This is a genomic window from Streptomyces sp. NPDC059897, from assembly GCF_042730865.1.
Lineage (GTDB): Bacteria > Actinomycetota > Actinomycetes > Streptomycetales > Streptomycetaceae > Streptomyces.
On record NZ_JBHWKQ010000056.1, the window covers coordinates 1 to 21,242 of the forward strand.

Below are 21,242 nucleotides of genomic sequence, written 5' to 3' on the forward strand. Positions count from 1 at the left end.
GTCCCGCCGACGGGATCGATCTCTCAAGTCCCGCCGACGGGATTGGCCTCTCAAGTCCCGCCGACGGGATTGGCCTCTCAAGTCCCGCCGACGGGATTGGCCTCTCAAGTCCCGCCGACGGGATTGGCCTCTCAAGTCCCGCCGACGGGCTTGATCCATCAAGCCCCGCCGGCGATTGAGGCGCGGGGGCCGGGGCGGAGCCCCGTGCGGGGGGCGTCTACGCGGCGTTCTCCTGGTACGACTTCCAGGTGTCACGCCCCGCGCGGGTCGCGCTGGTGGCCACTGCCTGGGCCTGGTGGAGGGCGCGGGTGGCCATCTCGGAGGGCGGGACGTCCCAGGAGCCGGTCCAGCTGCGGCCCGCGCGGGCCAGCTCGTAGACGAGGACGCCGACCCCGGCCATCGCGGTGAGCGTGCCGACACCGGTGAGCGCGGCCCCCGCGGTCAGCCGGCGCCGGTCCGGGCGGAACTCGGTCCAGGAGATCTTCGAAAGGGTGCTGTCAGCCATGGGCCCAGCATGGGCCAGGCCCGTGGAGGCCGCATGTTCAGCGGGACCGGGCGAGGGGCCGTCACCGCTTGGGGCCGTCCGAGAGCTTGAGCCAGACGACGCCGCCGATGATCAGGGTCAGCCAGAGGCCCTTGACCGGGGTGAGGGTCTCGTCGAAGAAGACCGGGCCGAGCAGTGCCGCTCCGACGGCGCCGATACCGGCCCACACGGCGTAGCCGATGCCGACGTCGATGGTGCGCAGGGCCAGGCTCAGGGAGAAGAGCGTCAGGAGGAAGAAGGCGACGGCGACCAGTGACCAGGAGAGCACGGTGAACCCCTCGCTGCCGCCCACGGCCAGGGCGTAGGCGATCTCGAAGGCTCCGGCGAGGAGGAGGAGCGGCCAGGCGCGGGCCCGGTCGCTGCGCTGGGTGGCGTTGTCGGTCGTGGTGGTGGAGGAGGTGGTGGCAGCGGTGGTGGACATGAGGGTTCCTTTCGGGGGGATCCAGGGAGGGTGGGGGTTCGTTTTTCTGTGGGGTCAGGCGGCGCCCGTGAGCTGGAGGCCGACGACTCCGGCGATGACGGCGGCGATGCCCAGGAACTTGCGCCAGTCCAGCCGCTGCCCGAAGAGAAGCGCGCCGAGGACGACGATTCCGACGCCCGCGGTGGCGGTCCAGATCGCGTAGCCGACGCCGACCTCGAAGGTCAGCAGTGCCTGGCTGAGGAGGTAGGTGGCGATGCCGCCGCTGAGGAGTGTGGCGATGGTCCAGCCGGGGCGGGTGAAGCCCTGGGCGCGGCCTGCGGTGAGGGCGACGGTGATCTCGAAGACGACGGCGAGGGAGAGGTGGAGCCAGTGCATGACGGTGTCCTTACGTGATGGTGGTTACGCGTGGAGGGAGAGTGCCCGGCGGATCGCGTCCTCGGTGGCGACGCCGTCGATGCGGTGGCCGCCGATGACGATCGTGGGTACGACGGTGAGCTTCATCCGCGCCGACTCGGCCAGCGCGCGCCGGTGTTGGGCGGCGTACTCCTGGTCGTCGAGGGCCGCGGCGTAGGCGGCCGGGTCGAGGCCCGACTCCTCGGCGAGGCGGGTCAGGACCGACCGGTCCCCGATGTCGAGGTCCTCGCGGAAGTGGGCCGCCAGTACGCGCCGGTGATAGGCCCGGGCCCGCCCGTGCCGGGCCGCGTACCGGGCGCCCCGGGACGCCAGCTCGGTGCGGGGCGGCGGCGATACGGTCGGCAAGCGGATCGGCACCTTGTGGTGGCGTGCCATCGGGAGCACGGCGTGCTGCCAGACCTCGGGCCGGTCCGGGCCCTCGTGGCGCAACTCGTGGGCGTGGTGGACGACTTCGACATCGGGGCGGCCGGTGATTGCCCGATCGATCAGCTCGTCGGCGATCAGGCAGAACGGGCAGACGTAGTCCGACCACAGGTGGATCTGAATGCGGCTGCGAGCAGTCACTGCGATCTCCGGTTCCTCGGTGCACTCCGGTGAGTGCGACACGGAGATCGTGTAACTTCACGCCGGTGTCAACTTCAAGGAACGGGCGACGGCGAGCAGTTCAGAAACGCTTCAGGAGGTAGGTCTCATGCGTATCGGTGAGCTGGCGACTGCCAGCGGGGTCAGCGCTCGGTCCCTGCGCTACTACGAGCAGCACGGGCTCATCCGCTCCGAGCGCACCCCCGGCGGGTGGCGGGACTTCGACGAGTCCATGGTCGAGCGGGTCGTCATGATCCAGCACCTGTTCGCCGCCGGTCTGGGCAGCTCCACCATCGACGAGGTACTGCCCTGCATGGAGGCCCCGCCCGAAGAGCGCACCGGCGTCATGGAGCGGCTGTTCGCCGAGCAGGCCGAGCGCCTTGAGGCCAAGCGCCGCGACATCGACCGCGAACTCGACACGCTGCAGGCGCTCCGCGTCGACACGGCATTGCCCGGCGGGGCCCCGCGGCCGATGGCGGCGGATCGCTCCTGACCCGACGTGACCCGAGGCCGGCCGGGGATGTGCGGCGGGCCCCACGGAACGCGGGGTGCGTCCGTGGGGCCCGGGGGTGCTGGCGAGGAGAAGGAGCGGGGTCAGACCTTCGCCGGTTCCTTCGGGTCGGGGTCGGAGGCGAGGACCGGGGCCGAGGGGCCTTCCTCGGCGCGGGCCTCCGGGGACTCGCCCGCGTCGACGTCCTGGTTGAACTCGATCAGCATGTCCTGGGTGAAGCCGAAGTAGTACGTGGCCAGGAAGCCGACGGCGTAGCCGACGAGGAGGCCGCCCAGGTAGATCGCGCAGGTCACGCCGAGGCCCTTGTTGCCGTCGAGCAGCGGGAACAGCGCCCAGCCGGACGGGCCGATGGCCGTCGAGCCGACCTGGTAGCCGAGCATCGAGAAGACACCGATGAACGCGCCGCCCGCCGCGCCGCCGACGCACGCCGTGATGAACGGGCGGCCGAGCGGGAGCGAGACACCGTAGATGAGGGGCTCGCCCACTCCCAGGAAGCCCGCGGGGAGCGCCGACTTGATGGTCTTGCGGATCGAGGTGTTGTGCTTGAGCTTCTTGAAGACGGCGATCGCCGCGCCGACCTGGCCCGCGCCCGCCATCGCGAGGATGGGGAGCAGGACCGTGTAGCCCTGCTGCTCGATGAGGGTCGTGTGGATGGGGATCAGGGCCTGGTGCAGGCCGAGCATGACGAGCGGGAGGAAGAGGCCGCCGAGGACCGCGCCGGCGAAGACGCCGGTGTTCTCCAGGAGCCAGTTGGCGCCCGTGCCGATCGCCGTGGAGATCTCGCCCGCCACGAACATCAGGCCGAAGATCGTGACCAGGCCGGAGATGAGGATCGTGAGCGTGGGCGTGACGAGGACGTCGAGGGACTCGGGCACCCACTTGCGGCACCACTTCTCGATGTAGACCGCGAGCACCGCCGCGCCCAGCGCGCCGAGGACACCGCCCTGACCGGGGGAGAGGTCCTGGCCGAACGCCGAGATGTCGGCGACCCCCGGGTAGACGATGATCGCCGCGACCGCGCCGCCGATGATCGGCGTACCGCCGAACTCCTTGGCGGTGTTGTAGCCGACGAACACCGCGATCAGCGCCATGAAGCCGGAGGCGATGGCGGCGAGGGCCGGTGTGACCGAGGGCAGCCAGCCCAGGTTGATCATCAGGCCGTTGAGGCCCGCGATGATGCCGCAGCCGATCAGGGCCGGGATCAGCGGCACGAAGATGTTGGCGATCTTGCGCAGGAACAGCTTGAACGGGGTGGCGTTCTTCGCCTTCTGCTGCGCCCTGAGCGCGGCGCCCTGGGCGGCGAGGTCGTCGGCGGAGTGCCCGGCGGCGGCACCGGCGGGGTCCGGTGCCGGGGCGGCAGCCTTGCCCTCCTCGACCAGGGTTTCGAACTCGGGCGTGACCCGGGCGACCTTTCCGGGCCCGAGGACGATCTGGTACGTCTCGTCCTCGACGACGCCCATGACGTCGGTAAGCGCCTTCAGCGCCTCGTCCTGGACGAGCGAACGGTCCGCGAGCCCCAGCCTGAGCCGGGTCATGCAGTGGACAACGGAGGTGACGTTCGCTGCGCCGCCGACGAGCGGGAGGATCGCGGCGGCGACGGCGCGGTTCTTGTTCTCGGCGTTATCGGCCATGGTGCGTCTTGCCTTGCTGTGCAGGTGGAGCTCGGGGCGGGTGGTTCGGTCGGTGCTACTTGGTGGCGGCTGCGGCGAGCGCGGCGCGCAGGTGGCCGTCGGACTCCGTGAGGAGGCGGTCGGCGGTGGGGCCGTCGACGTCGCCGAGGACGACGAGGATGGCGTTCTTGACCTCGCCGTCGGTCGCGGCGAGCGCGGCCTCGATGGCGGCGTCGTCGGCGCCGGTGGCGAGGGAGACGATGCGGCGGGAGCGGGCCCGCAGCTTCTCGTTGGAGGCACGTACGTCGACCATGAGGTTTCCGTACGTCTTGCCGAGCCGGATCATGGAGATCGTCGACAGCATGTTGAGGACGAGCTTCTGGGCCGTGCCCGCCTTCAGGCGGGTGGAGCCGGTGAGCAGCTCGGGTCCCACGACGACCTCGATGCCGTGGTCCGCGGCGGCGGCGAGCGCGCTGTCCGCGTTGCAGGACAGGCCGACGGTGAGCGCGCCGTAGCGGGCGCGGGCGTGCTCGACGGCGCCGATCGCGTACGGGGTGCGGCCCGAGGCGGAGATGCCGACGACGATGTCGTTCCCAGTGAGGCCGAGGCCGTCCAGGTCCTTCGCCGCGAGCTCCTTGGAGTCCTCGGCGCCCTCGATGGACTTGACCATGGCGGAGGGGCCGCCCGCGATCAGGCCGACGACCTGGCCGTCCCAGGTGTTGAAGGTGGGCGGGCACTCGGAGGCGTCGAGGACGCCCATCCGGCCCGCGGTGCCGGCGCCCGCGTAGACGAGGCGGCCGCCGCGCGACATGCGCTCGGCGATGCCGTCGATCGCGGCGGAGATCTGGGGGAGCTGTGCCGCTACCGCGGTGGGCACGGTGGCGTCCTCGCCGTTCATCAGCTTGGCGATCTCCAGGGTGGAGAGCTGGTCGATCTCGGCGAGTTCGGGGCGGAACGCCTCGGTGGTGAGGGTGTCGAGCTGGGCGCGGAGGTCGGCGTAGGTGGCGTCCGCGTCGGGGGTGGCGGTCATCGTCAGGGTGCGGCTCTCTGTGCGGCGGGAGGGGTTTGTTGCGGTGGGGCGGCGTTGCGGTCTCGGGGCGCTGCTCCGGACCCCGCGGGCTCTCGTCCAAGAGCGGGGCTTGAATTGCCGGCACCCGCCACCGTTGGGGGCGCATAGGCGCTCAAGGAGCGGAAGTTGCGACAATCAAGCCCCGCCGGCGATTGAGGCGCGGGGTCCGGGGCGGAGCCCCGTGGCGGTGCGGCGGGTATCACGGGCGGCCGCCCCGCGGAGTGGACTGATGCCGGTGGGCCAGTGCCTCGTACGACGCGGAGAGGGCGGGCGCCGCCGTCTCGTACGTGCGTTGGGCGATGCCCACGAAGAGGCAGTCCACGACCAGCAGCTGGCTGGTCCGGGAGGACATCGCCGCGGGACGCAGCTCGCTCTCGCGGGCGATGGACGTGGTCAGTATGTGGTCCGCGTACTGGGAGACCGGGCTGCGCGGGCGGCCGGTGATCGCGATCGTGGTGGCGCCGTGCTCGAACGCGACCCGCAGCGGTTCGATCACGTCGCCGGTCGTGCCGGAGTGGGTGATCGCCACCGCCACGTCCCCCGGGCGGAGCGTCACCGCGTTGTGGACGGCCAGGTGCGGATCGGAGTGCGCGTACGCGTGCCGGCCGATGCGCAGCAGCTTCTGCGCGAGGTCCTGGGCGACGAGGCCGGAGGCCGCCATGCCGTAGATCTCGACGCGGCCCGCGCTCGCCATGGCGGTCACGGCGGCGCCGAGCTGCGCGGTATCGAGTCCGGCGGCGGTGTCGGCGAGGGTCTGCTGCTCGTCGTAGGCGAGCTTGGCGACGACGTCGGTCAGCGGGTCGTCGACGGCGATGTCCGCGGTGACGGCGGGCGCCCGGCCCGACTGCTGCTGGGCGGCGAGCCCGGCGAGCGCCAGGCGCAGGTCCCGGTAGCCGGGGTAGCCGAGGATGCGGGCGGTGCGCACCACCGTGGCCTCGCTGGTGCCGGTGAGCTCGGCGAGTCCGGTGACGGTCAGCGCGGCGCACCCGGCCGGGTCCCCGGCGACCGCCTCGGCGACCCGCTGCATGGACCGGGTCATCGAGGGCGCGAGGGTGCGCACCTTGGCGGCGAGGGCCGCGGGGGCGGGCGGCGCGTCCCCGCCGAAACTTTCCTTCACGTCATTGCTCACGTATTGAAAGATATTTTCGGGCGGGGTCGCGGTCAAGAGTCCTTCGACCGTGCCGTATGGCACACAATTGGTTGCATGGACACCATCAGCCCCTTGGAGCAGGCCCTGCACGCGGCCCGCGCGCTCGTGCTCGCGGACCTGAAGGCGGGCGACGTCGCGGACCCGGACATCGTCTCGCTGGTGGAGGAGTCGATCGTCTCGCGGCGCTGGTGGGTGGAGCAGTGGCCGGAGGGTGTGGAGTTCGTGACCGGTCTCGTCGCCCAGGACGTCAAGGACGGAATCCTGGAGCGGCACGGCCGCTGGCCGCTGTGCCCGGTGTGCGGCCCCGGCTCGGGCGCGGAGGCCCCGCACGCGCTGGACGTCGAGCCGGAGCTGGGCGCGGACCCGCACTGGGTGTGCTCGGAGGCGGGCGTCACGGTGGCGCCGGTCGGGGGCCTCGGCTCGGTGGCGGGGTGACGTTCTCTTGACGGTCTACATCGATCCGCCGAACTGGCCGGGGCACGACCGCATGTGGTCGCACCTGGTCAGCGATGTCTCGTACGACGAACTCCACGCGTTCGCCGAGCGGTTGGGGGTGCCGCCGCGCGCCTTCGAGCGCGACCACTACGACATCCCGTCGCACCGGTACGCGGACGCGGTGCGTGCGGGGGCCGTCGAGGTCGGCTCGAAGGAACTGGTCCGCAGACTTACGGAGGCGGGCCTGCGCAGGCCTAAGGGGCGGCCCTGGTGAGGTCGGGAACCGCCGGGCTGCTGCCCGATCCCGTCACGACCTTCGACGCCGTACGCCGGTGCAGCCGTACCGACACCACGGTCAACGCCAGCGCGAGCACCGTCATTGCGCCGCCGGCCCAGGCGGTCGCCGGATACCCGAGACCCGCGTCGATGACCGTGCCGCCGAGCCAGGGACCACCCGTGTTGCCCAGGTTGAACGCGGCGGTCGTGGTGGCGCCCGCAAGGGTGGGTGCGGCGCCCGCGACGTTGAACATCCGGGCGTTGAGGGCCGGCGCCGTGTAGAACGCGGAGAAGCCGAGCAGGAACGACAGGGCCACCGCCGCGACCGCGAAGTGGCCCAGCACGGCGAGCGCCGCGAGGAACACGGTGGACGCGGTGATGCCGGTCAGCAGCACCCCGAAGAGGTGCGCGTCGGCGATCCGCCCGCCCAGCGTCGTACCGGCGAGCGCGCCGATGCCGAACAGGGCGAGGACGGCCGGGACCCAGCCCTCGGGCAGGCCCGCGACGTCCGTCAGGAGCGGCGACAGGTAGCTGAACGCGCAGAACACGCCGCCCGCGGCGAGCGCGGTGACCGCGATGGAGAGCCAGACCTGCCGGTCGCCGTAGATGCTCAACTCCCGCTTCAGGCGCGGCCGTTCGGCGGGCAGCGGGATCTTCGGGACGAGCGTCACGATGCCGACAAGGGCGATCGCCGAGGCGGCGCCCACCGCCCAGAACGCGGCGCGCCAGCCGAGGCCCTCGCCGAGGAACGCGCCCGCGGGGACGCCGAGCACGTTCGCGATCGACAGGCCGCCGATCATCACGGCCATGGCGCGGGCCCGCTGGTTCACCGGCACCATCGCGATGGCGACGGCCGCGCCCACCGCCCAGAACCCGGCGCAGGCGAGGGCCGAGACGACACGGGACGCGAACAGGACGGCGTACGAAGGGGCGAGCGCGCCCGCGACCTGGCCGAGGCCGAACACCGTGATGAGCGAGATCAGGGTGGTGCGGCGGGGCAGGCGCAGCGTCGCCACGGCGAGCAGCGGGGCGCCGACCACCATGCCGATCGCGAAGGCCGAGATCAGCAGCCCGGCCTGCGGGATCGTGACGTTCATGTCGTCGGCGACCGCGGGAAGGATCCCGGAGAGCATGAACTCGCTGGTCCCGAGGGCGAAGACGCTCAGGCCGAGGATGTAGACGGCGACGGGCATCCGGGCGTTGGAGCGGGGGACTGGGGAGCCGGGGGAGTCCGGACTGGGCTGTGGGGACATGTAAGGAGCCAACCGGGGTGTCACGGGTGGCATTCCCGGACCGGCGTGTCGTGGCGCATCGTTCGTACGCCGTTCACACGCATCGCTCCGCGCGCCGCCGCACGTACCTCCCCGCGCCGGGTCAGGGAGTGAGCAGGTCCAGCTCGGCCGTCAGGTTCTCGCGGGCGGCGGACTCCCAGTGGGACCTGCCGTACGGGGTGCGGAACAGCCGTGGCAGGCCGAGGAGCTGGCGCAGCACCCCGGCGCGCCCCTCGCGGAACGCCTCGTCCGGCACGAAGGCGTACTCCTCGCGGACGGCCTTGGTGTACGCGGCGTAGGCGGGTGCGGGCGCGGCCAGGATCGCCAGGTCGGCATCGCACAGGGCCTCGCCGTCGGCGTCGTCCTCGACCGGGTCGTGGGTGACGGTGAGCAGGACGAGGCGGACCACCTCGGCGACGTCGGTGGGGCTCAACCCGGCCTCGGCCAGCGCGCGTTCGGCGAGGGCGGCGGACCGCTCCTCGTTCTCCGAGCGGTCGGGCCGGTACACCGCGTCGTGGAACCAGGCCGCGAGCCGCACGAGCTCGGGCCGCTCCGCGTGCTCCTCCAGCGTGTCGATGTGGTCGAGCACCGCCGTCAGATGGTCGACCGTGTGGTACTTCCGCTGCGGCTCGGACCACCGGGCCAGGAGATTGTCGGCGTACGGATACGGGTCGAGGCCCGCGTCCGCGGTCGCGGCGCGCAGGCTGCGGGCCCAGCGCTCACGCAGTTCCGGGAAGGCCGTGGAGTCGTGGTCCGTCATGGAGTCGAGCCTAGACCCCGACATCCGCGAGCCCGAGCTGTGGCCAAATCAAGCCCCGCCGGCGTTTGAGGCGCGGGGCCCGGGGCGGAGCCCCGCGACCGGCGGACGGTCGACCGGAAGAAAACCGTTAGCCCCGGCGGCAGCCGTCCCGTACACTCGCCCGTCTGCCCGCCTCCCTGCGCCGCCCCTCGACGGCCGGCCGGAGCGCCGCCGACCGGACGGAAACCGGCCGGGACGTTGTATTCGCGTACCTGGATCCGGAGGCAGCACCCCGTGAGCACGTCACCGTCGTCGTCCGCGCCCTCGACCTCACCACTCGATCGCGAGCGCACGCACCTGGTCTCGTCCCGCTCCGCCCTGCGCGCGATGCGCGAGGACGCGGAGGCGCTCGACATCCGCGACGTCACCGCGAACTGGGTGAACGCCGAGGTGCTCCAGCACCAGATCGACGAGCGGATCAAGGCGCTCGCCGACCTCAGCCACACCCCGCTGTTCTTCGGGCGCCTCGACTATCTGCACGCACCGGGCGCGGACGTCGCCGAGGGCGCCGAGGGCGAGAAGTTCTACATCGGGCGGCGCCACGTGCACGACGCCGAGGGCGACCCGATGGTCATCGACTGGCGCGCGCCCGTCTCCCAGCCCTTCTACCGGGCCTCCAAGAAGAATCCGATGGACGTCGCGCTGCGCCGCCGCTTCGGATACACGGGCGGCGACCTCACCGCGTACGAGGACGAGCACCTCACCGACCCGTCGGAGGCGGAGCAGACCAGCAAGCTGCTCCAGCAGGAGATCGAGCGGCCGCGCGTCGGGCCGATGCGCGACATCGTTGCCACCATCCAGCCGGAGCAGGACGAGATCGTCAGGAGCGGGCTCGCCGGGTCCGTGTGCGTGCAGGGCGGCCCCGGCACCGGAAAGACGGCGGTGGGCCTGCACCGCGTCGCGTACCTCCTGTACGCGCACCGGGAGCGCCTCGCCCGCACCGGCACCCTGGTGATCGGCCCGAACGCTTCCTTCCTCCACTACATCGAGCAAGTGCTGCCCGCGCTGGGCGAGTTGGAGGTCAAGCAGGCGACGGTGGACGACCTCGTCGCACACGTGGAGGTGCGGGGCGTCGACGAGCCCGCCGCCGCCCTGGTGAAGGGCGACGCGCGGATGGCCGAGGTGCTGCGGCGGGCGCTGCGCTCGCACATCGCGCTGCCGGGCGAAGGGCTCGTGGTGGTGCGCGGCTCGCGCCGCTGGCGCGTCCCCTCCTACGAACTGGAGGAGATCGTCCGGGAGTTGATGGCCCGCGACATGCGGTACGGGGCCGCGCGCGAGGCGCTGCCGCAGCGGATCGCGCACGCCGTGCTCGTGCAGATGGAGCGCGCGGGCGAGGCGCCCGACGACCGGGTGCAGAACGCGGTGGCGCGCAACGCCGCGGTGAAGGCCCTGGTCAAGGAGGTGTGGCCGGCCGTCGACCCGGCGAAGCTGGTGCTGCGGCTGCTGTCGGACGCGGACTTCCTCGCGGAGCACGCGGCCGGGCTGCTCGACGAGGACGAGCAGAAGACGGTGCTGTGGGCCAGGCCCGCGCGGAGCGTGAAGAGCGCCAAGTGGGCGGCCGCAGACGCCGTGTTGATCGACGAGGCGATGGATCTGATCGGGCGGACGCACTCGCTCGGCCATGTGGTGCTGGACGAGGCACAGGACCTGTCGCCCATGCAGTACCGGGCCGTCGGGCGGCGCGCGACGACGGGCTCGGTGACGGTGCTCGGGGACCTGGCGCAGGGCACGACGCCGTGGGCGACGCGGAGCTGGGACGAGGCGCTGGCCCACCTCGGGAAGGCGGACGCGGTGGTCGAGGAGCTCACGGCGGGCTTCCGCGTCCCGACGGACGTCATCACGTACGCGTCGCGGCTGCTGCCGGAGATCGCGCCGGGGCTCACGCCGGTGGCGTCGGTCCGGGAGAACCCGGGGGCGTTCGAGGTGCGGGAGGTGTCCGGGGACGGGGACGTGGTGGCGGCGTGCGTCGAGGCGCTGCGGAACGAGGGGTCGGTCGGGCTCATCGCGGCGGACGCGCGGTGCGGAGCGCTTGGCGCGGCGCTGGCGGAGGGCGGGTTGCGGTACCTCGCCCCGGGCGAGGAGACGACGGCGGAGGCCCGCCTGACGTTGGTACCGGCGTCCCTCGCCAAGGGCCTCGAGTACGACTACGTGGTCCTGGACGAGCCGGCGGCCGTGGTCGACGGCGAGCCGGACGAGCGGACGGGCCTGCGACGCCTGTACGTGGCGCTCACGCGAGCGGTATCCGGCCTGGTGGTGACCCACGTGTCCCCCTTGCCGGGGCGGCTGACCTGACGGTGGGCGGGGGTCCCGGTGCCGCCCGGCGTCGTGGTTCGGCCCGTCGTACGTGTTGCGCGGCACCGGGGTGCCGCCTTGCCCACCCTGCCGCCCTAGGCGGCAGATTGCCCAAGGCGGTGGCGGCCGACCGCAAGGGGTGGGGAGCCGTTCCGGCGGCGGGTTGGCCAAGGCGGCGGCGGCCGACCGCGGTGGGTGGGGAGCCAGGGTTGCGGCGGATTGGCCAAGGCGGTGGCGGCTACCCGCAACCGTTGCGGCACCCTGTGGGGCCGACGCCCCCGGAGGGGGCGGGTGGGTGGGAAATTGGGCGGCGGCACGGGCCGGGCGGTGCGGGTAGGTGAATCAAGCCCCTGCGGCGATTGAGCAGCGGGGTCCGGGGCGGAGCCCCGATCTTTTCCAGCCCCGCCGGCGATTGAGGCGCGGGGTCCGGGGCAGCGCCCCGAGGCGTAGGGGCGGCTAGCCGTCCAGCGCCTCCCGCCACACCCGCACCGCATCCGCCGAAACAGGGGCCGACCAACCCGCGGGGCGACTCGCCCCGCCGATGTGGAACGCCGACACCCCCGCCGCCCGCAACCCCGCCACATGGTCCAGGCGGAGCCCCCCGCCCACCAGGATCTGCTGCTCGTACCCCGGCTCGCCGGAAGCCGCGCGGGCCGCCTCCGCGAGGAGCATGTCGAGCCCCGCGTCCACCCCGTCCGCCGACCCGGCGGTGAGGTACGTGTCGAGCCCCGGCAGCTCGGCCAACTGCTTGCGCAGCGCGTCACGATCGGCGGCCCGGTCGATCGCCCGGTGGAACGTCCACCGGCAGCCGTCCAGCTCCGCCACGAGCGATTCCACCGCGGCCAGGTCGGGACCACCCTGCTCGTCGAGGAACCCGAGCACGAACTCGTCCGCCCCCGCCGCCCGCAGCGCCTTCGCGGCACGTACGAGCGCGCCCGTGTCGCCCGCCGCGAACCCGTCCGTCAGTCGCAGCATCACGCGCAGCCGGATGTCCACGGCCTCGCGGATCGCGGAGAACGTCTCCACGGACGGCGTGAGCCCGTCCGCCGCCATGTCCGTGACCAGCTCGAGCCGGTCCGCACCCCCGGCCTGAGCGGCGACCGCGTCCTCGGCGTCGAGGGCGATCACCTCCAGGACTGCACGCTCGCTCATGAGGCTCCAGACAGGTCTAGTCCAATGGTCCGCCTGCCCACTTTACGCCGAGGGCCCCGCGAGCGCGAGCACTCCCCGCCGTGCCGTCGACCCGCTTGCGCAAGGTACCCCCAGGGGGTATAACTGGATCACGTTGAGAGGTACCCATAGGGGGTACGCGGAACGTACTCGGCCACATCCCGCAATCGAGGAGGCACCATGTCGGCGCAAACAGTCGTCCCGCCCGAACAGGTGGAACTGGCCATCGGCGGCATGACCTGCGCATCGTGCGCCGCCCGTGTCGAGAAGAAGCTGAACCGCATGGACGGCGTCGAGGCGACCGTCAACTACGCGACCGAGAAGGCCAAGGTCAGCTACGCGGAAGGGGTCGAGGTCGCGGACCTCATCGCCACCGTCGAGGCCACGGGGTACACGGCGAAGCCGCCAGCTCCCCCCGCCCCGCCCGCCGAATCCGCGCAGGACGGGCCGGTAGAGGAAACGGAGGAGGACAGCCGCGAACTGCGCACGCTGCGCGAGCGGCTGATCACTTCCATCGTGCTCGCGGTGCCCGTCATCGCGATGTCGATGATCCCGGCCCTCCAGTTCGAGTACTGGCAGTGGCTGTGCCTGACCCTCGCTGCCCCTGTCGTCGTGTACGCGGCCTGGCCCTTCCACAAGGCCGCCTTCACCAACGCGCGGCACGGCGCCGCGACGATGGACACGCTGGTCTCGGTCGGGGTGTCCGCCGCGTTCCTGTGGTCCCTGTGGGCGCTGTTCTTCGGCACGGCCGGCATGCCCGGCATGACGCACCCCTTCGAGCTGACCATCGCCCGCACCGACGGCGCAGGGAACATCTATCTGGAGGCCGCCGCGGGCGTCACCGCGTTCATCCTCGCGGGCCGCTACTTCGAGGCGCGCTCCAAGCGGAAGGCCGGCGCCGCGCTCCGGGCGTTGCTGCACCTGGGCGCCAAGGACGTGACCGTCGTACGGGACGGCGGGCGCCACGAGACCGTACCCGTGGGCGAGTTGAAGGTCGGGGACCGGTTCCTCGTGCGGCCCGGCGAGAAGATCGCCACGGACGGCAAGGTCGTCGAGGGCTCCTCCGCCGTGGACGCCTCCATGCTCACCGGCGAGTCGGTGCCCGTGGAGGTCGCGACTGGCGACGCCGTCACGGGGGCCACGCTGAACGTCGGCGGGCGGCTCGTCGTCGAGGCCACCCGCGTCGGCGCCGACACCCAGCTCGCCCGGATGGCGAAGCTCGTCGAGGACGCGCAGAACGGCAAGGCCGCGGCCCAGCGGCTCGCCGACAGAATCTCCGCGGTGTTCGTCCCGATCGTCATCCTGCTCTCCCTCGCCACGCTCGCCTTCTGGCTGCTCAAGGGGGACGGGCTGACCGCCGCCTTCACCGCCGCCGTCGCCGTACTGATCATCGCCTGCCCGTGCGCCCTCGGCCTCGCGACGCCCACCGCCCTCATGGTCGGCACCGGCCGCGGCGCCCAGCTCGGCGTACTGATCAAGGGCCCGGAGGTCCTGGAGACCACCCGCAAGGTCGACACGATCGTCCTCGACAAGACCGGCACCGTCACCACCGGCCGGATGGCGCTGCTCGGCGCGCACACCGCCGAGGGCGTCGAGCGGGCCGAAGTGCTGCGCCTCGCCGGTGCCCTTGAGCATGCGTCCGAGCACCCCATCGCGCAGGCCGTGGCGACGGGGGCGGCCGCCGAGGTCGGCACGCTGCCCACCCCTGAGGACTTCGTGAACGTCGCCGGGCTCGGCGTCCAGGGCGTCGTGGACGGACACGCGGTGCTGGTCGGCCGCGAGCAGCTGCTCAAGCAGTGGGAGATCCACCTCCCGGAGGCGCTCGCGAAGGCGAAGGCCGAGGCCGAGACGGCAGGACGGACGGCGATCGCCGTGGCCTGGGACGGCGAGGCACGCGCGGTCCTGGAGGTCGCCGACGCGGTCAAGGAGACCAGCGCGGAGGCCGTCCGGCGGCTGCGCGGGCTCGGCCTGCGACCGGTGCTGCTGACCGGGGACAACGAGGCGGTGGCCCGTTCCGTGGCGGCGGAGGTCGGCATCACGGACCCGGCGGACGTCATCGCGGAGGTCCTCCCGCAGGACAAGGTCGACGTCGTCAAGCGCCTTCAGGGCGAGGGACGTTCGGTGGCCATGGTCGGCGACGGCGTCAACGACGCGGCGGCGCTCGCGCAGGCCGACCTCGGGCTCGCGATGGGCACGGGGACGGACGCGGCGATCGAGGCCGGTGACCTCACCCTCGTACGGGGTGATCTGCGGGCGGCGGTCGACGCGATCCGGCTCTCGCGGCGGACGCTGAACACCATCAAGAGCAACCTGTTCTGGGCCTTCGCCTACAACGTGGCGGCGCTGCCGCTCGCCGCGGCGGGGCTGTTGAACCCGGTGATCGCGGGGGCGGCGATGGCGTTCTCCTCGGTGTTCGTGGTCGGCAACAGCCTGCGGCTCCGCCGGTTCAAGGGGCAGGTGTCGTAGGCCCGGTGTCGTAGACCGGAAGGGCGCCGTAAGGGGCGGTACAGTCGCCGGACTGTGACCGCCCCTTCACGCTGTGCGTACGCCCTTGTGTCCCTGTCCGTCGCTGCGCTGGCCGCGCTCTGCGCGCTGCGGGGGCTGCCCATGGCGGACGTGCTCGTCTACCGGGCCGAGGGGGCCGCCGTGCTCGCCGGCGGGGGCGATCTCTACGGGTTCACCGTCACGGAGTGGCGGCTGCCCGCCACCTACCCGCCGTTCGCCGCGCTGCTCTTCGCGCCGACCGCGTGGGTGCCGCTCCCCGTGCTCAAGGGGGCCTTCCTCCTCGGCAACATCGCGCTGGTCGTCGCCCTGGTGCGGCTGTCCTGCCGGTTCGCGGGGCTGCGGGTGCCGTGGGCGGTGGTGTGCGGGGCCGCCGCGCTCGCGCTGTGGCTCGAACCCGTCTTCCAGACGGTGCTGTTCGGGCAGATCAACCTCGCCCTCGCCTGCCTGATCCTCTGGGACCTCACCCGGCCGCCCGGCGCGCCCGGCAAGGGCGTCGCGCTCGGCATCGCGACGGGCATCAAGCTCACGCCCGCTGTCTTCATCGTCTATCTGTTCCTCGCGGGAAGGCGGCGGGAGGCGGCGCACGCGGTCGCCGGATTCGCCGGCACGGTCGTGGTGGGCGCGCTAGTCCTGCCGTACGCCAGTGGGGAGTTCTGGGCGCGGCGGCTGTACGAGACGGGGCGGGTCGGCAAGGCGTGGATCGTCGACAACCAGTCCTTGCAGGGGCTTGTGGCGCGGGTGCTGCACACCGCCGAACCGGGGTTGTGGTGGGCCGTGCCGGCCGGGATCGTCGCGGTGGCGGGGCTGTACGCGGCGCGGCGCCAGTCGGCTGCCCGTGGGGTGATCCTTGCGGCCTTCACGGCGCTACTGGTCTCGCCCATCAGCTGGTCGCACCACTGGGTGTGGTGCGTGCCGCTGATCGCGGTGGTGTGGTCGGAGGGCCACCGCCGCGCGGCGTGGGCGCTGGCGGCCCTCTTCACGTCCCGCACGATGTGGCTCCTGCCCCACGAGGGCAACTTGGACCTCCACCTCACGTGGTGGCAGCAACCCCTGGCTTCTCCGTACACCCTGGTCGGCTGCACCGTGCTCTGGGCCTACCGCCATGCGCACGCGGCACCGTGCGCCGCCTTGCCCACCCTGCCTTCCCCAAGCTCTCCGACAAGCTCCGAGCAGGGGAGACCCCATTAGGCGGCAGATTGCCCAAGGCGGTGACGACCCTGACGCCACGTCCGAACGCGGGCCGACCTCGCCCGCCAGGGGCGGGGAGCCGGACCTGGCGGCGGCTCGCTCAGGCGGGGCGGCACCCCGCGAGGCCGACGCCCCCGGAGGGGGGCGGGTGGGTGGGAGATGAGCGGGGCAACGGAGTCCCCCCGTGGGGCCGCGGGCCAACTCGAGCCCCAGCGACGGGTGAGCAAATTCAAGCCCCTGCGGCGATTGAGCAGCGGGGTCCGGGGCGGAGCCCCGAGACCGTAACGCCGGTTCGGCAATGACAGCCCCGCCGGCGTTTGAGGCGCGGGGTCCGGGGCGGAGCCCCGTGACCCGAGGGCGGTCGACCGCAACAAGGACGACGGGTCAGCTCTCCGCGAGGAGTTCGTCCGCGTCGACGATCCGGTAGGCGTACCCCTGCTCCGCCAAGAACCGCTGGCGGTGCGCCGCGAAGTCCTGGTCGATGGTGTCCCGGGCCACGACCGAGTAGAACCGCGCCTCGTGCCCGTCGGCCTTCGGGCGCAGCACGCGGCCGAGACGCTGGGCCTCCTCCTGCCGCGAACCGAACGTGCCCGACACCTGGATGGCGACGGTGGCCTCCGGCAGGTCGATGGAGAAGTTGGCGACCTTGGAGACGACCAGGACGGAGATCTCGCCCTCCCGGAACGCGTCGAACAGCTTCTCGCGCACCGCGTTCGTCGTCTCGCCCTTGATGACCGGCGCGTCCAGGTGCTCGCCCAGCTCGTCGAGCTGGTCGATGTACTGGCCGATGACGAGCGTCTGCTCCCCCTGGTGCTTGCGCACCAGCGCCTCCGTCACCTTCTGCTTCGTCGCCGTCGTCGCACAGAACCGGTACTTCTCCTCGGCCTCCGCGGTGGCGTACGCGAGCCGCTCGGAGTCCGTCAGGTTCACCCGGACCTCGACGCAGTCGGCGGGCGCGATGTACCCCTGCGCCTCGATCTCCTTCCACGGAGCGTCGAACCGCTTGGGCCCGATCAGCGAGAAGACGTCGGACTCGCGCCCGTCCTCACGTACGAGCGTCGCCGTCAGACCGAGCCGCCGCCGCGCCTGCAGATCGGCCGTGAACTTGAAGACCGGCGCGGGCAGCAGATGCACCTCGTCGTACACGACCAGACCCCAGTCGCGGGAGTCGAACAGCTCCAGGTGCGGATACACACCCTTCCGCTTCGTCGTGAGGACCTGGTACGTGGCGATGGTGACCGGGCGGATCTCCTTCTTCGTACCGCTGTACTCGCCGATCTCGTCCTCGGTGAGCGAGGTCCGCTTCACGAGCTCGTGCTTCCACTGCCGCGCGGAGACGGTGTTCGTGACGAGGATCAGCGTGGTCGCCTTCGCCTCGGCCATGGCCCCGGCGCCGACCAGCGTCTTACCGGCGCCGCACGGCAGCACGACGACACCGGAACCGCCGTGCCAGAAGTTCTCGACCGCCTGCTTCTGGTACGGCCGCAGCGACCACTCGCTCTCGTCGAGCGCGATCTCGTGCGCCTCGCCGTCCACGTACCCGGCGAGGTCCTCGGCGGGCCAGCCCAGCTTCAGCAGCGTCTGCTTGATCTGCCCGCGCTCGGAGGGGTGCACGGCGACGGTGTCGGCGTCGATCCGGGCGCCGACCAGCGGCTGGATCCGCTTCGAGCGGAGGATCTCCTCCAGGACCGGCCGGTCGGTGCTCGTGAGCACCAGCCCGTGAGCCGGGTGCTTGCTGAGCGTGAGCCGCCCGTAGCGGTCCATCGTCTCGGCGATGTCGACGAGCAGCGCGTGCGGCACGGGGTAGCGGGAGAACTCCACCAGCGCGTCCACGACCTGCTCCGCGTCGTGCCCGGCGGCCCGCGCGTTCCACAGCCCGAGCGGCGTCACCCGGTAGGTGTGGATGTGCTCGGGAGCCCGCTCCAGTTCGGCGAACGAGGCGATGGCCCGGCGGCAGGCGTCGGCCTTCTCGTGGTCGACCTCGAGGAGCAGGGTCTTGTCGCTCTGGACGATGAGTGGACCGTTCACGTACGCACTTCCTTCCGCACGGGCCAAACGTCCAGTGTGCCGCATCCCGGCAGACGGGTGGCGTCACTGGTCGGAGAGCTCCGCCACCCCCGTCACCCGGTGCAGCGGATACGTGCGGACCTCGTCGGCCGTGTGGTCGTACGCCGTGACGAAGCCGCCCTCGACGCGGACGGGGGCGATGACGCGCTGGCTCGCGGCGCCCTCCGCGTTGACGTAGCCGATCCACAGGGCCTCGCCGGTCAGGACCGCGGCCTGCATCGTGGCGAGGGTCTCGGCGGAGCCGGTGCGCGGCAGCTCGCCGTTGCCGGGGTGGGCCGGGGCCTGCTTGCGGGGGGCCGTGGAGGCGGCGTCGCCCGCGCGGATCGCCCGCAGCGCCGCGTCGATGAGCGTGTCGTCGGGCAGCGGCGGGCCGTCGGGCACCGGGTCGGGCGCAGTGCGGGGCGGCGTGCGGTGGGCGTGCGCGCGGGCGATCAGGACGTCGCCCTCGGGGGTCTCGGCGGCCGGGGCGAAGCCCATGGAGCGCAGGCCCTCGAGGAGCGTGCCGGGGTCGGCCTGGGCCGCGAGGACGGTCGGCGCGAGGCGGCGCAGGCGCAGCGGCGCGGACCGCTTGTCCGCGAGGATCTCGCCGAGCACGGCGTCGTCGTCGCAGCGCACGTACGCGGAGGCCGCGCCGATCCGCAGATGGCCGTGGCGGCGGGCGACGTCGTCGATGAGGTAGGCGAGGGGCTGCGGGACCGGCGTACGGGAGTGCTGGGTGAGGAACGCCTGGAGGTCGGACGCGGTGCGCCCCGCGTCGAGCGCGCGGCGCACCGAGCCCGGCGTGAAGCGGTAGACCGTCGCGCCGCCCTTCGACTCGACGTCCGCGAGCACCGAGAGCGCGTCCGCGAGCGGGCGCTCCAGGGGGCCCGGCGCGACCGCGGTGAGGTCGGCCTGGAGGAGGACGTGGTCGAGCGGCTCGGGCAGCAGCGGCGCCAGCAGCTTCGCGGCGCGGGCGGCGGCGAGGGCCGCCTCGGCGGGGGTGAGGGGGTGCGGGGCGGCGTGGTCGTCGGCCTGTGGCTGGAGCAGTGCCCTGCCGTGGGCGGAGAGCGCGCCGCGGCCGGTGATGCCGAGCAGTTCGGCCTCGGCGAGCGTCCACTGGGCGAGGCGGGTGCGCAGGTCCAGGGCGGCGGGGGAGGGCCGCTCCCAGGTGAGGCGCTCGATCACCGAGTCCGGCTCGGGGGACGACCCCTCCGGCAGCTCGCCGAGCAGCAGGGCGAGGACCCGGCCGCGTACCTCGGGAGCCGCCGAACGGTCCAGGTGCGGGCCGAGCGCCGACAGCGTCCTGTCCTTGCCGTCCCGGCCGCCGACGAGCCCCGCCGTGCGGGTCGCGGGGAGCCAGGCCGCGGCGAGCCGCTCCCAGCGCTCGGCGGGCGGCAGCAGCACCCACTCGTCGTACGCGGGGGTCGCCGCGTACCGCTCGTCGGCCTCGCCGTCGGAGGCCAACAGGCCTGCCGCGTAGGCGAGTTCGACCCAGAAGGCGGCGGTCGGCTCGGGGCTGTCGAGGGCGACGGCGGTGCGCTTGAGGTCGCGGACGCTGAGGCCGCCCGCGCGCAGCACAGCGGGTCCCCCCTCGTCCCAGTCCTTCAGCAGCTCCTCCACGGTCGACACCGCCGTGTACGCCTCGGCGGCCGCGGTCGCGTCCACAACCTGTGGACGGTGCGCCGCCTTCTCCCGTACGGGGGGTGCGAGGGGCTGGAGTTCACGGTGTGCCCGGCCGCCGCGCAGGTGGAGGGCGGCCTCGCGGGGCAGCACCACGGTGCCGGGGGTGGTCGGGACGAGCAGGCCGCGGTCGAGCAACCACCGCAGGTGCGCCGCCGGTTGGGCCGTGATCTGGCCGTACGGCGGGCCCCACACGAGGCGGTTCAGCACGTCGACGGCGTCGGCCGGCGCTTCGTCGAGCAGCGCCGACATCCGCGTCGGATCGGTGAACAGGGCGGTGAGCGCGGCGATCGCCGACACGGGGTCGTGCGTGGACGGGAGTCCGGCCGCCGCGACGATCTCCTGCACGCGGCCCGGTGACATCCCGGCCGTGGCCTCGGCGACGGTCGGGCCGAGGCCCGTCGGGGACGGGTGCTGAGGGGCGGGCACGAGCAGTTCGCGGGCGGTGCGGACGAGGCGCAACTGGTCGTCGCCGCCCCAGGCGAGGGCCTGGTCGCGGAGGGTGGCGACGGCGCGGGGCAGCGCGGCGGTCGCGTCCTCGCCGGGCAGGAGGGTCTCCAGCGTCTCGTACGTCGTCGGGTCCGGGGCCACCGCGAGGGCCTGCGCCACCTGCTGCGTGAAGCGGTCCAGGCGTTCGAGGGCGCGGATCACCGAGGCGCGGGTGCCGGCGCGGGTGGCGAGCTGCGTCATGTCGTTCGGCACGGGGCCGAGCAGATCGGGGCGCGAGCGCAGGAGCGCCGCGAGGGACCCGTCGTCGCGCGCGCGGAGCGCTTCCGCGAGGGATCGGGGTGCTGCGGCGGCGGTCTGCTCGTCACTGCTCATCCCACCCACGGTAGCGGGTGCGGTTGCGGTGCCCCTTTGTTGCGGTTTGCCGGGGTGGACGGGTTTGGCGTGTTGCGGTTGGCGGGGTGGGGGACTGTTGGCCGTGTCGGGCGGTACCGGGGTGTGGTCGCTGGTCCGGGGCGGGCCCTGTGGTCTGTGCCGCGGCACCGGTCGACGTGCCCTACGCCCCCGGGGGGTTCCGGTGGGCCGGGCCCTCGGCCGCCGCACCGGCGTGGCGCCTGTCGTCTCGCTGCGCGGCGCCGATCGCCGCGACCTCCACTCGTCTCCCACCCGCCCGCCCCCTCCGGGGGCTTCGGTGGTCCGGGTCCCGGTTCCCCAACCGGCGTGGCGCCTGTCGTTTCGCGGCGCAGTGTCGGGGATGCCACGGCACGTGGACGGCGTCCGCTCGTCTCCCACCGTCCGCGCTCCGGGGGCGTCGGTGGTCCGGGCCCCGGTC

18 protein-coding genes are annotated in these 21,242 nt (G+C 72.9%); 6 read left to right on the forward strand and 12 right to left on the reverse strand.

The genetic code is table 11. The features are described from left to right. Positions 1-217 precede the first annotated feature (217 nt). From ACFV9W_RS35630 to ACFV9W_RS35645, 4 genes are all read right to left on the reverse strand, one after another. Positions 218-505, reverse strand: coding sequence for a hypothetical protein (locus ACFV9W_RS35630; protein WP_385769569.1), 288 nt, complete (start codon positions 503-505; stop codon positions 218-220). Between the two features lie 61 nt (positions 506-566). Continuing rightward, a complete protein-coding gene (locus tag ACFV9W_RS35635) occupies positions 567-965 on the reverse strand; it encodes a DMT family transporter (RefSeq protein ID WP_385769571.1) in 399 nt (132 codons plus the stop codon). A 54-nt stretch (positions 966-1,019) separates the two neighbouring features. After that, positions 1,020-1,340, reverse strand: a complete 321-nt coding sequence (locus tag ACFV9W_RS35640; RefSeq protein WP_385769573.1) for a DMT family transporter — start codon at positions 1,338-1,340, stop codon at positions 1,020-1,022. Positions 1,341-1,364: 24 nt separating this feature from the next. Beyond that, positions 1,365-1,943 carry a DsbA family protein gene (locus tag ACFV9W_RS35645; RefSeq protein ID WP_385769575.1) on the reverse strand — a complete coding sequence of 193 codons (579 nt, stop codon included), beginning with the start codon at positions 1,941-1,943 and terminating at the stop codon, positions 1,365-1,367. A gap of 127 nt (positions 1,944-2,070) precedes the next feature. On the opposite strand from ACFV9W_RS35645, the gene ACFV9W_RS35650 reads away from it, so the two are divergent. After that, entirely contained in the window at positions 2,071-2,454 is a 384-nt protein-coding gene (locus ACFV9W_RS35650) for a MerR family transcriptional regulator (RefSeq protein WP_385769577.1), read from the forward strand. A gap of 101 nt (positions 2,455-2,555) precedes the next feature. Here ACFV9W_RS35650 and ACFV9W_RS35655 read toward each other — a convergent pair whose 3' ends face one another. The 3 genes from ACFV9W_RS35655 to ACFV9W_RS35665 form a co-directional block, all read right to left on the reverse strand. Beyond that, positions 2,556-4,103 carry a PTS transporter subunit EIIC gene (locus ACFV9W_RS35655; RefSeq protein WP_385769579.1) on the reverse strand — a complete coding sequence of 516 codons (1,548 nt, stop codon included), beginning with the start codon at positions 4,101-4,103 and terminating at the stop codon, positions 2,556-2,558. Positions 4,104-4,158: 55 nt separating this feature from the next. Then, positions 4,159-5,112 (reverse strand): N-acetylmuramic acid 6-phosphate etherase, encoded by a 954-nt coding sequence (murQ, locus tag ACFV9W_RS35660; RefSeq protein ID WP_385769581.1) that lies wholly within the window; start codon positions 5,110-5,112, stop codon positions 4,159-4,161. Between the two features lie 238 nt (positions 5,113-5,350). Further along, positions 5,351-6,280, reverse strand: coding sequence for a MurR/RpiR family transcriptional regulator (locus ACFV9W_RS35665; protein ID WP_385769583.1), 930 nt, complete (start codon positions 6,278-6,280; stop codon positions 5,351-5,353). A 75-nt stretch (positions 6,281-6,355) separates the two neighbouring features. Here ACFV9W_RS35665 and ACFV9W_RS35670 point away from each other — a divergent pair, with 75 nt between their 5' ends. Further along, complete coding sequence (locus ACFV9W_RS35670; protein ID WP_385769585.1) at positions 6,356-6,736, forward strand: hypothetical protein; 381 nt, start codon at positions 6,356-6,358, stop codon at positions 6,734-6,736. A 7-nt stretch (positions 6,737-6,743) separates the two neighbouring features. Beyond that, positions 6,744-7,010, forward strand: a complete 267-nt coding sequence (locus ACFV9W_RS35675; protein ID WP_385769587.1) for a DUF4031 domain-containing protein — start codon at positions 6,744-6,746, stop codon at positions 7,008-7,010. Here ACFV9W_RS35675 and ACFV9W_RS35680 read toward each other — a convergent pair. Together ACFV9W_RS35680 and ACFV9W_RS35685 are read right to left on the reverse strand one after the other, a co-directional pair. After that, a complete protein-coding gene (locus ACFV9W_RS35680) occupies positions 6,991-8,205 on the reverse strand; it encodes a Cmx/CmrA family chloramphenicol efflux MFS transporter (RefSeq protein ID WP_385769640.1) in 1,215 nt (404 codons plus the stop codon). The two genes, ACFV9W_RS35675 and ACFV9W_RS35680, sit on opposite strands and share 20 nt — an antisense overlap. Before the next feature lie 181 nt (positions 8,206-8,386). Continuing rightward, complete coding sequence (locus tag ACFV9W_RS35685) at positions 8,387-9,043, reverse strand: hypothetical protein (RefSeq protein WP_385769589.1); 657 nt, start codon at positions 9,041-9,043, stop codon at positions 8,387-8,389. A gap of 366 nt (positions 9,044-9,409) precedes the next feature. Here ACFV9W_RS35685 and ACFV9W_RS35690 point away from each other — a divergent pair, with 366 nt between their 5' ends. Next, positions 9,410-11,374, forward strand: a complete 1,965-nt coding sequence (locus ACFV9W_RS35690) for a HelD family protein (RefSeq protein WP_385769642.1) — start codon at positions 9,410-9,412, stop codon at positions 11,372-11,374. Between the two features lie 456 nt (positions 11,375-11,830). Here the strand turns inward: ACFV9W_RS35690 and ACFV9W_RS35695 are convergent, their stop codons facing one another. Beyond that, entirely contained in the window at positions 11,831-12,526 is a 696-nt protein-coding gene (locus ACFV9W_RS35695; RefSeq protein ID WP_385769591.1) for a copper homeostasis protein CutC, read from the reverse strand. Between the two features lie 198 nt (positions 12,527-12,724). Here ACFV9W_RS35695 and ACFV9W_RS35700 point away from each other — a divergent pair, with 198 nt between their 5' ends. Together ACFV9W_RS35700 and ACFV9W_RS35705 are read left to right on the forward strand one after the other, a co-directional pair. Then, positions 12,725-15,010, forward strand: coding sequence for a heavy metal translocating P-type ATPase (locus ACFV9W_RS35700; RefSeq protein WP_385769593.1), 2,286 nt, complete (start codon positions 12,725-12,727; stop codon positions 15,008-15,010). A gap of 54 nt (positions 15,011-15,064) precedes the next feature. Further along, positions 15,065-16,237: a glycosyltransferase 87 family protein gene (locus ACFV9W_RS35705; RefSeq protein ID WP_385769595.1), complete on the forward strand. Its 1,173-nt coding sequence runs from the start codon at positions 15,065-15,067 to the stop codon at positions 16,235-16,237. 384 nt (positions 16,238-16,621) lie between these two features. Here ACFV9W_RS35705 and ACFV9W_RS35710 read toward each other — a convergent pair whose 3' ends face one another. Beyond that, entirely contained in the window at positions 16,622-18,265 is a 1,644-nt protein-coding gene (locus ACFV9W_RS35710; protein WP_385769597.1) for a DNA repair helicase XPB, read from the reverse strand. A 63-nt stretch (positions 18,266-18,328) separates the two neighbouring features. After that, entirely contained in the window at positions 18,329-20,785 is a 2,457-nt protein-coding gene (locus ACFV9W_RS35715) for a helicase-associated domain-containing protein (protein ID WP_385769599.1), read from the reverse strand. Positions 20,786-21,242 lie beyond the last annotated feature (457 nt).

Excerpts from the sequence above, each read along its gene's own strand:
- ACFV9W_RS35630 (WP_385769569.1), bottom strand. The coding sequence starts at position 505 with ATGGCTGACAGCACCCTTTCGAAGATCTCCTGGACCGAGTTCCGCCCG.
- ACFV9W_RS35635 (WP_385769571.1), bottom strand. The coding sequence starts at position 965 with ATGTCCACCACCGCTGCCACCACCTCCTCCACCACCACGACCGACAAC.
- ACFV9W_RS35640 (WP_385769573.1), bottom strand. The coding sequence starts at position 1,340 with ATGCACTGGCTCCACCTCTCCCTCGCCGTCGTCTTCGAGATCACCGTC.
- ACFV9W_RS35650 (WP_385769577.1), top strand. The coding sequence starts at position 2,071 with ATGCGTATCGGTGAGCTGGCGACTGCCAGCGGGGTCAGCGCTCGGTCC.
- ACFV9W_RS35655 (WP_385769579.1), bottom strand. The coding sequence starts at position 4,103 with ATGGCCGATAACGCCGAGAACAAGAACCGCGCCGTCGCCGCCGCGATC.
- murQ (WP_385769581.1), bottom strand. The coding sequence starts at position 5,112 with ATGACCGCCACCCCCGACGCGGACGCCACCTACGCCGACCTCCGCGCC.
- ACFV9W_RS35670 (WP_385769585.1), top strand. The coding sequence starts at position 6,356 with ATGGACACCATCAGCCCCTTGGAGCAGGCCCTGCACGCGGCCCGCGCG.
- ACFV9W_RS35680 (WP_385769640.1), bottom strand. The coding sequence starts at position 8,205 with ATGCCCGTCGCCGTCTACATCCTCGGCCTGAGCGTCTTCGCCCTCGGG.
- ACFV9W_RS35685 (WP_385769589.1), bottom strand. The coding sequence starts at position 9,043 with ATGACGGACCACGACTCCACGGCCTTCCCGGAACTGCGTGAGCGCTGG.
- ACFV9W_RS35690 (WP_385769642.1), top strand. The coding sequence starts at position 9,410 with ATGCGCGAGGACGCGGAGGCGCTCGACATCCGCGACGTCACCGCGAAC.
- ACFV9W_RS35695 (WP_385769591.1), bottom strand. The coding sequence starts at position 12,526 with ATGAGCGAGCGTGCAGTCCTGGAGGTGATCGCCCTCGACGCCGAGGAC.
- ACFV9W_RS35700 (WP_385769593.1), top strand. The coding sequence starts at position 12,725 with ATGTCGGCGCAAACAGTCGTCCCGCCCGAACAGGTGGAACTGGCCATC.
- ACFV9W_RS35715 (WP_385769599.1), bottom strand. The coding sequence starts at position 20,785 with ATGAGCAGTGACGAGCAGACCGCCGCCGCAGCACCCCGATCCCTCGCG.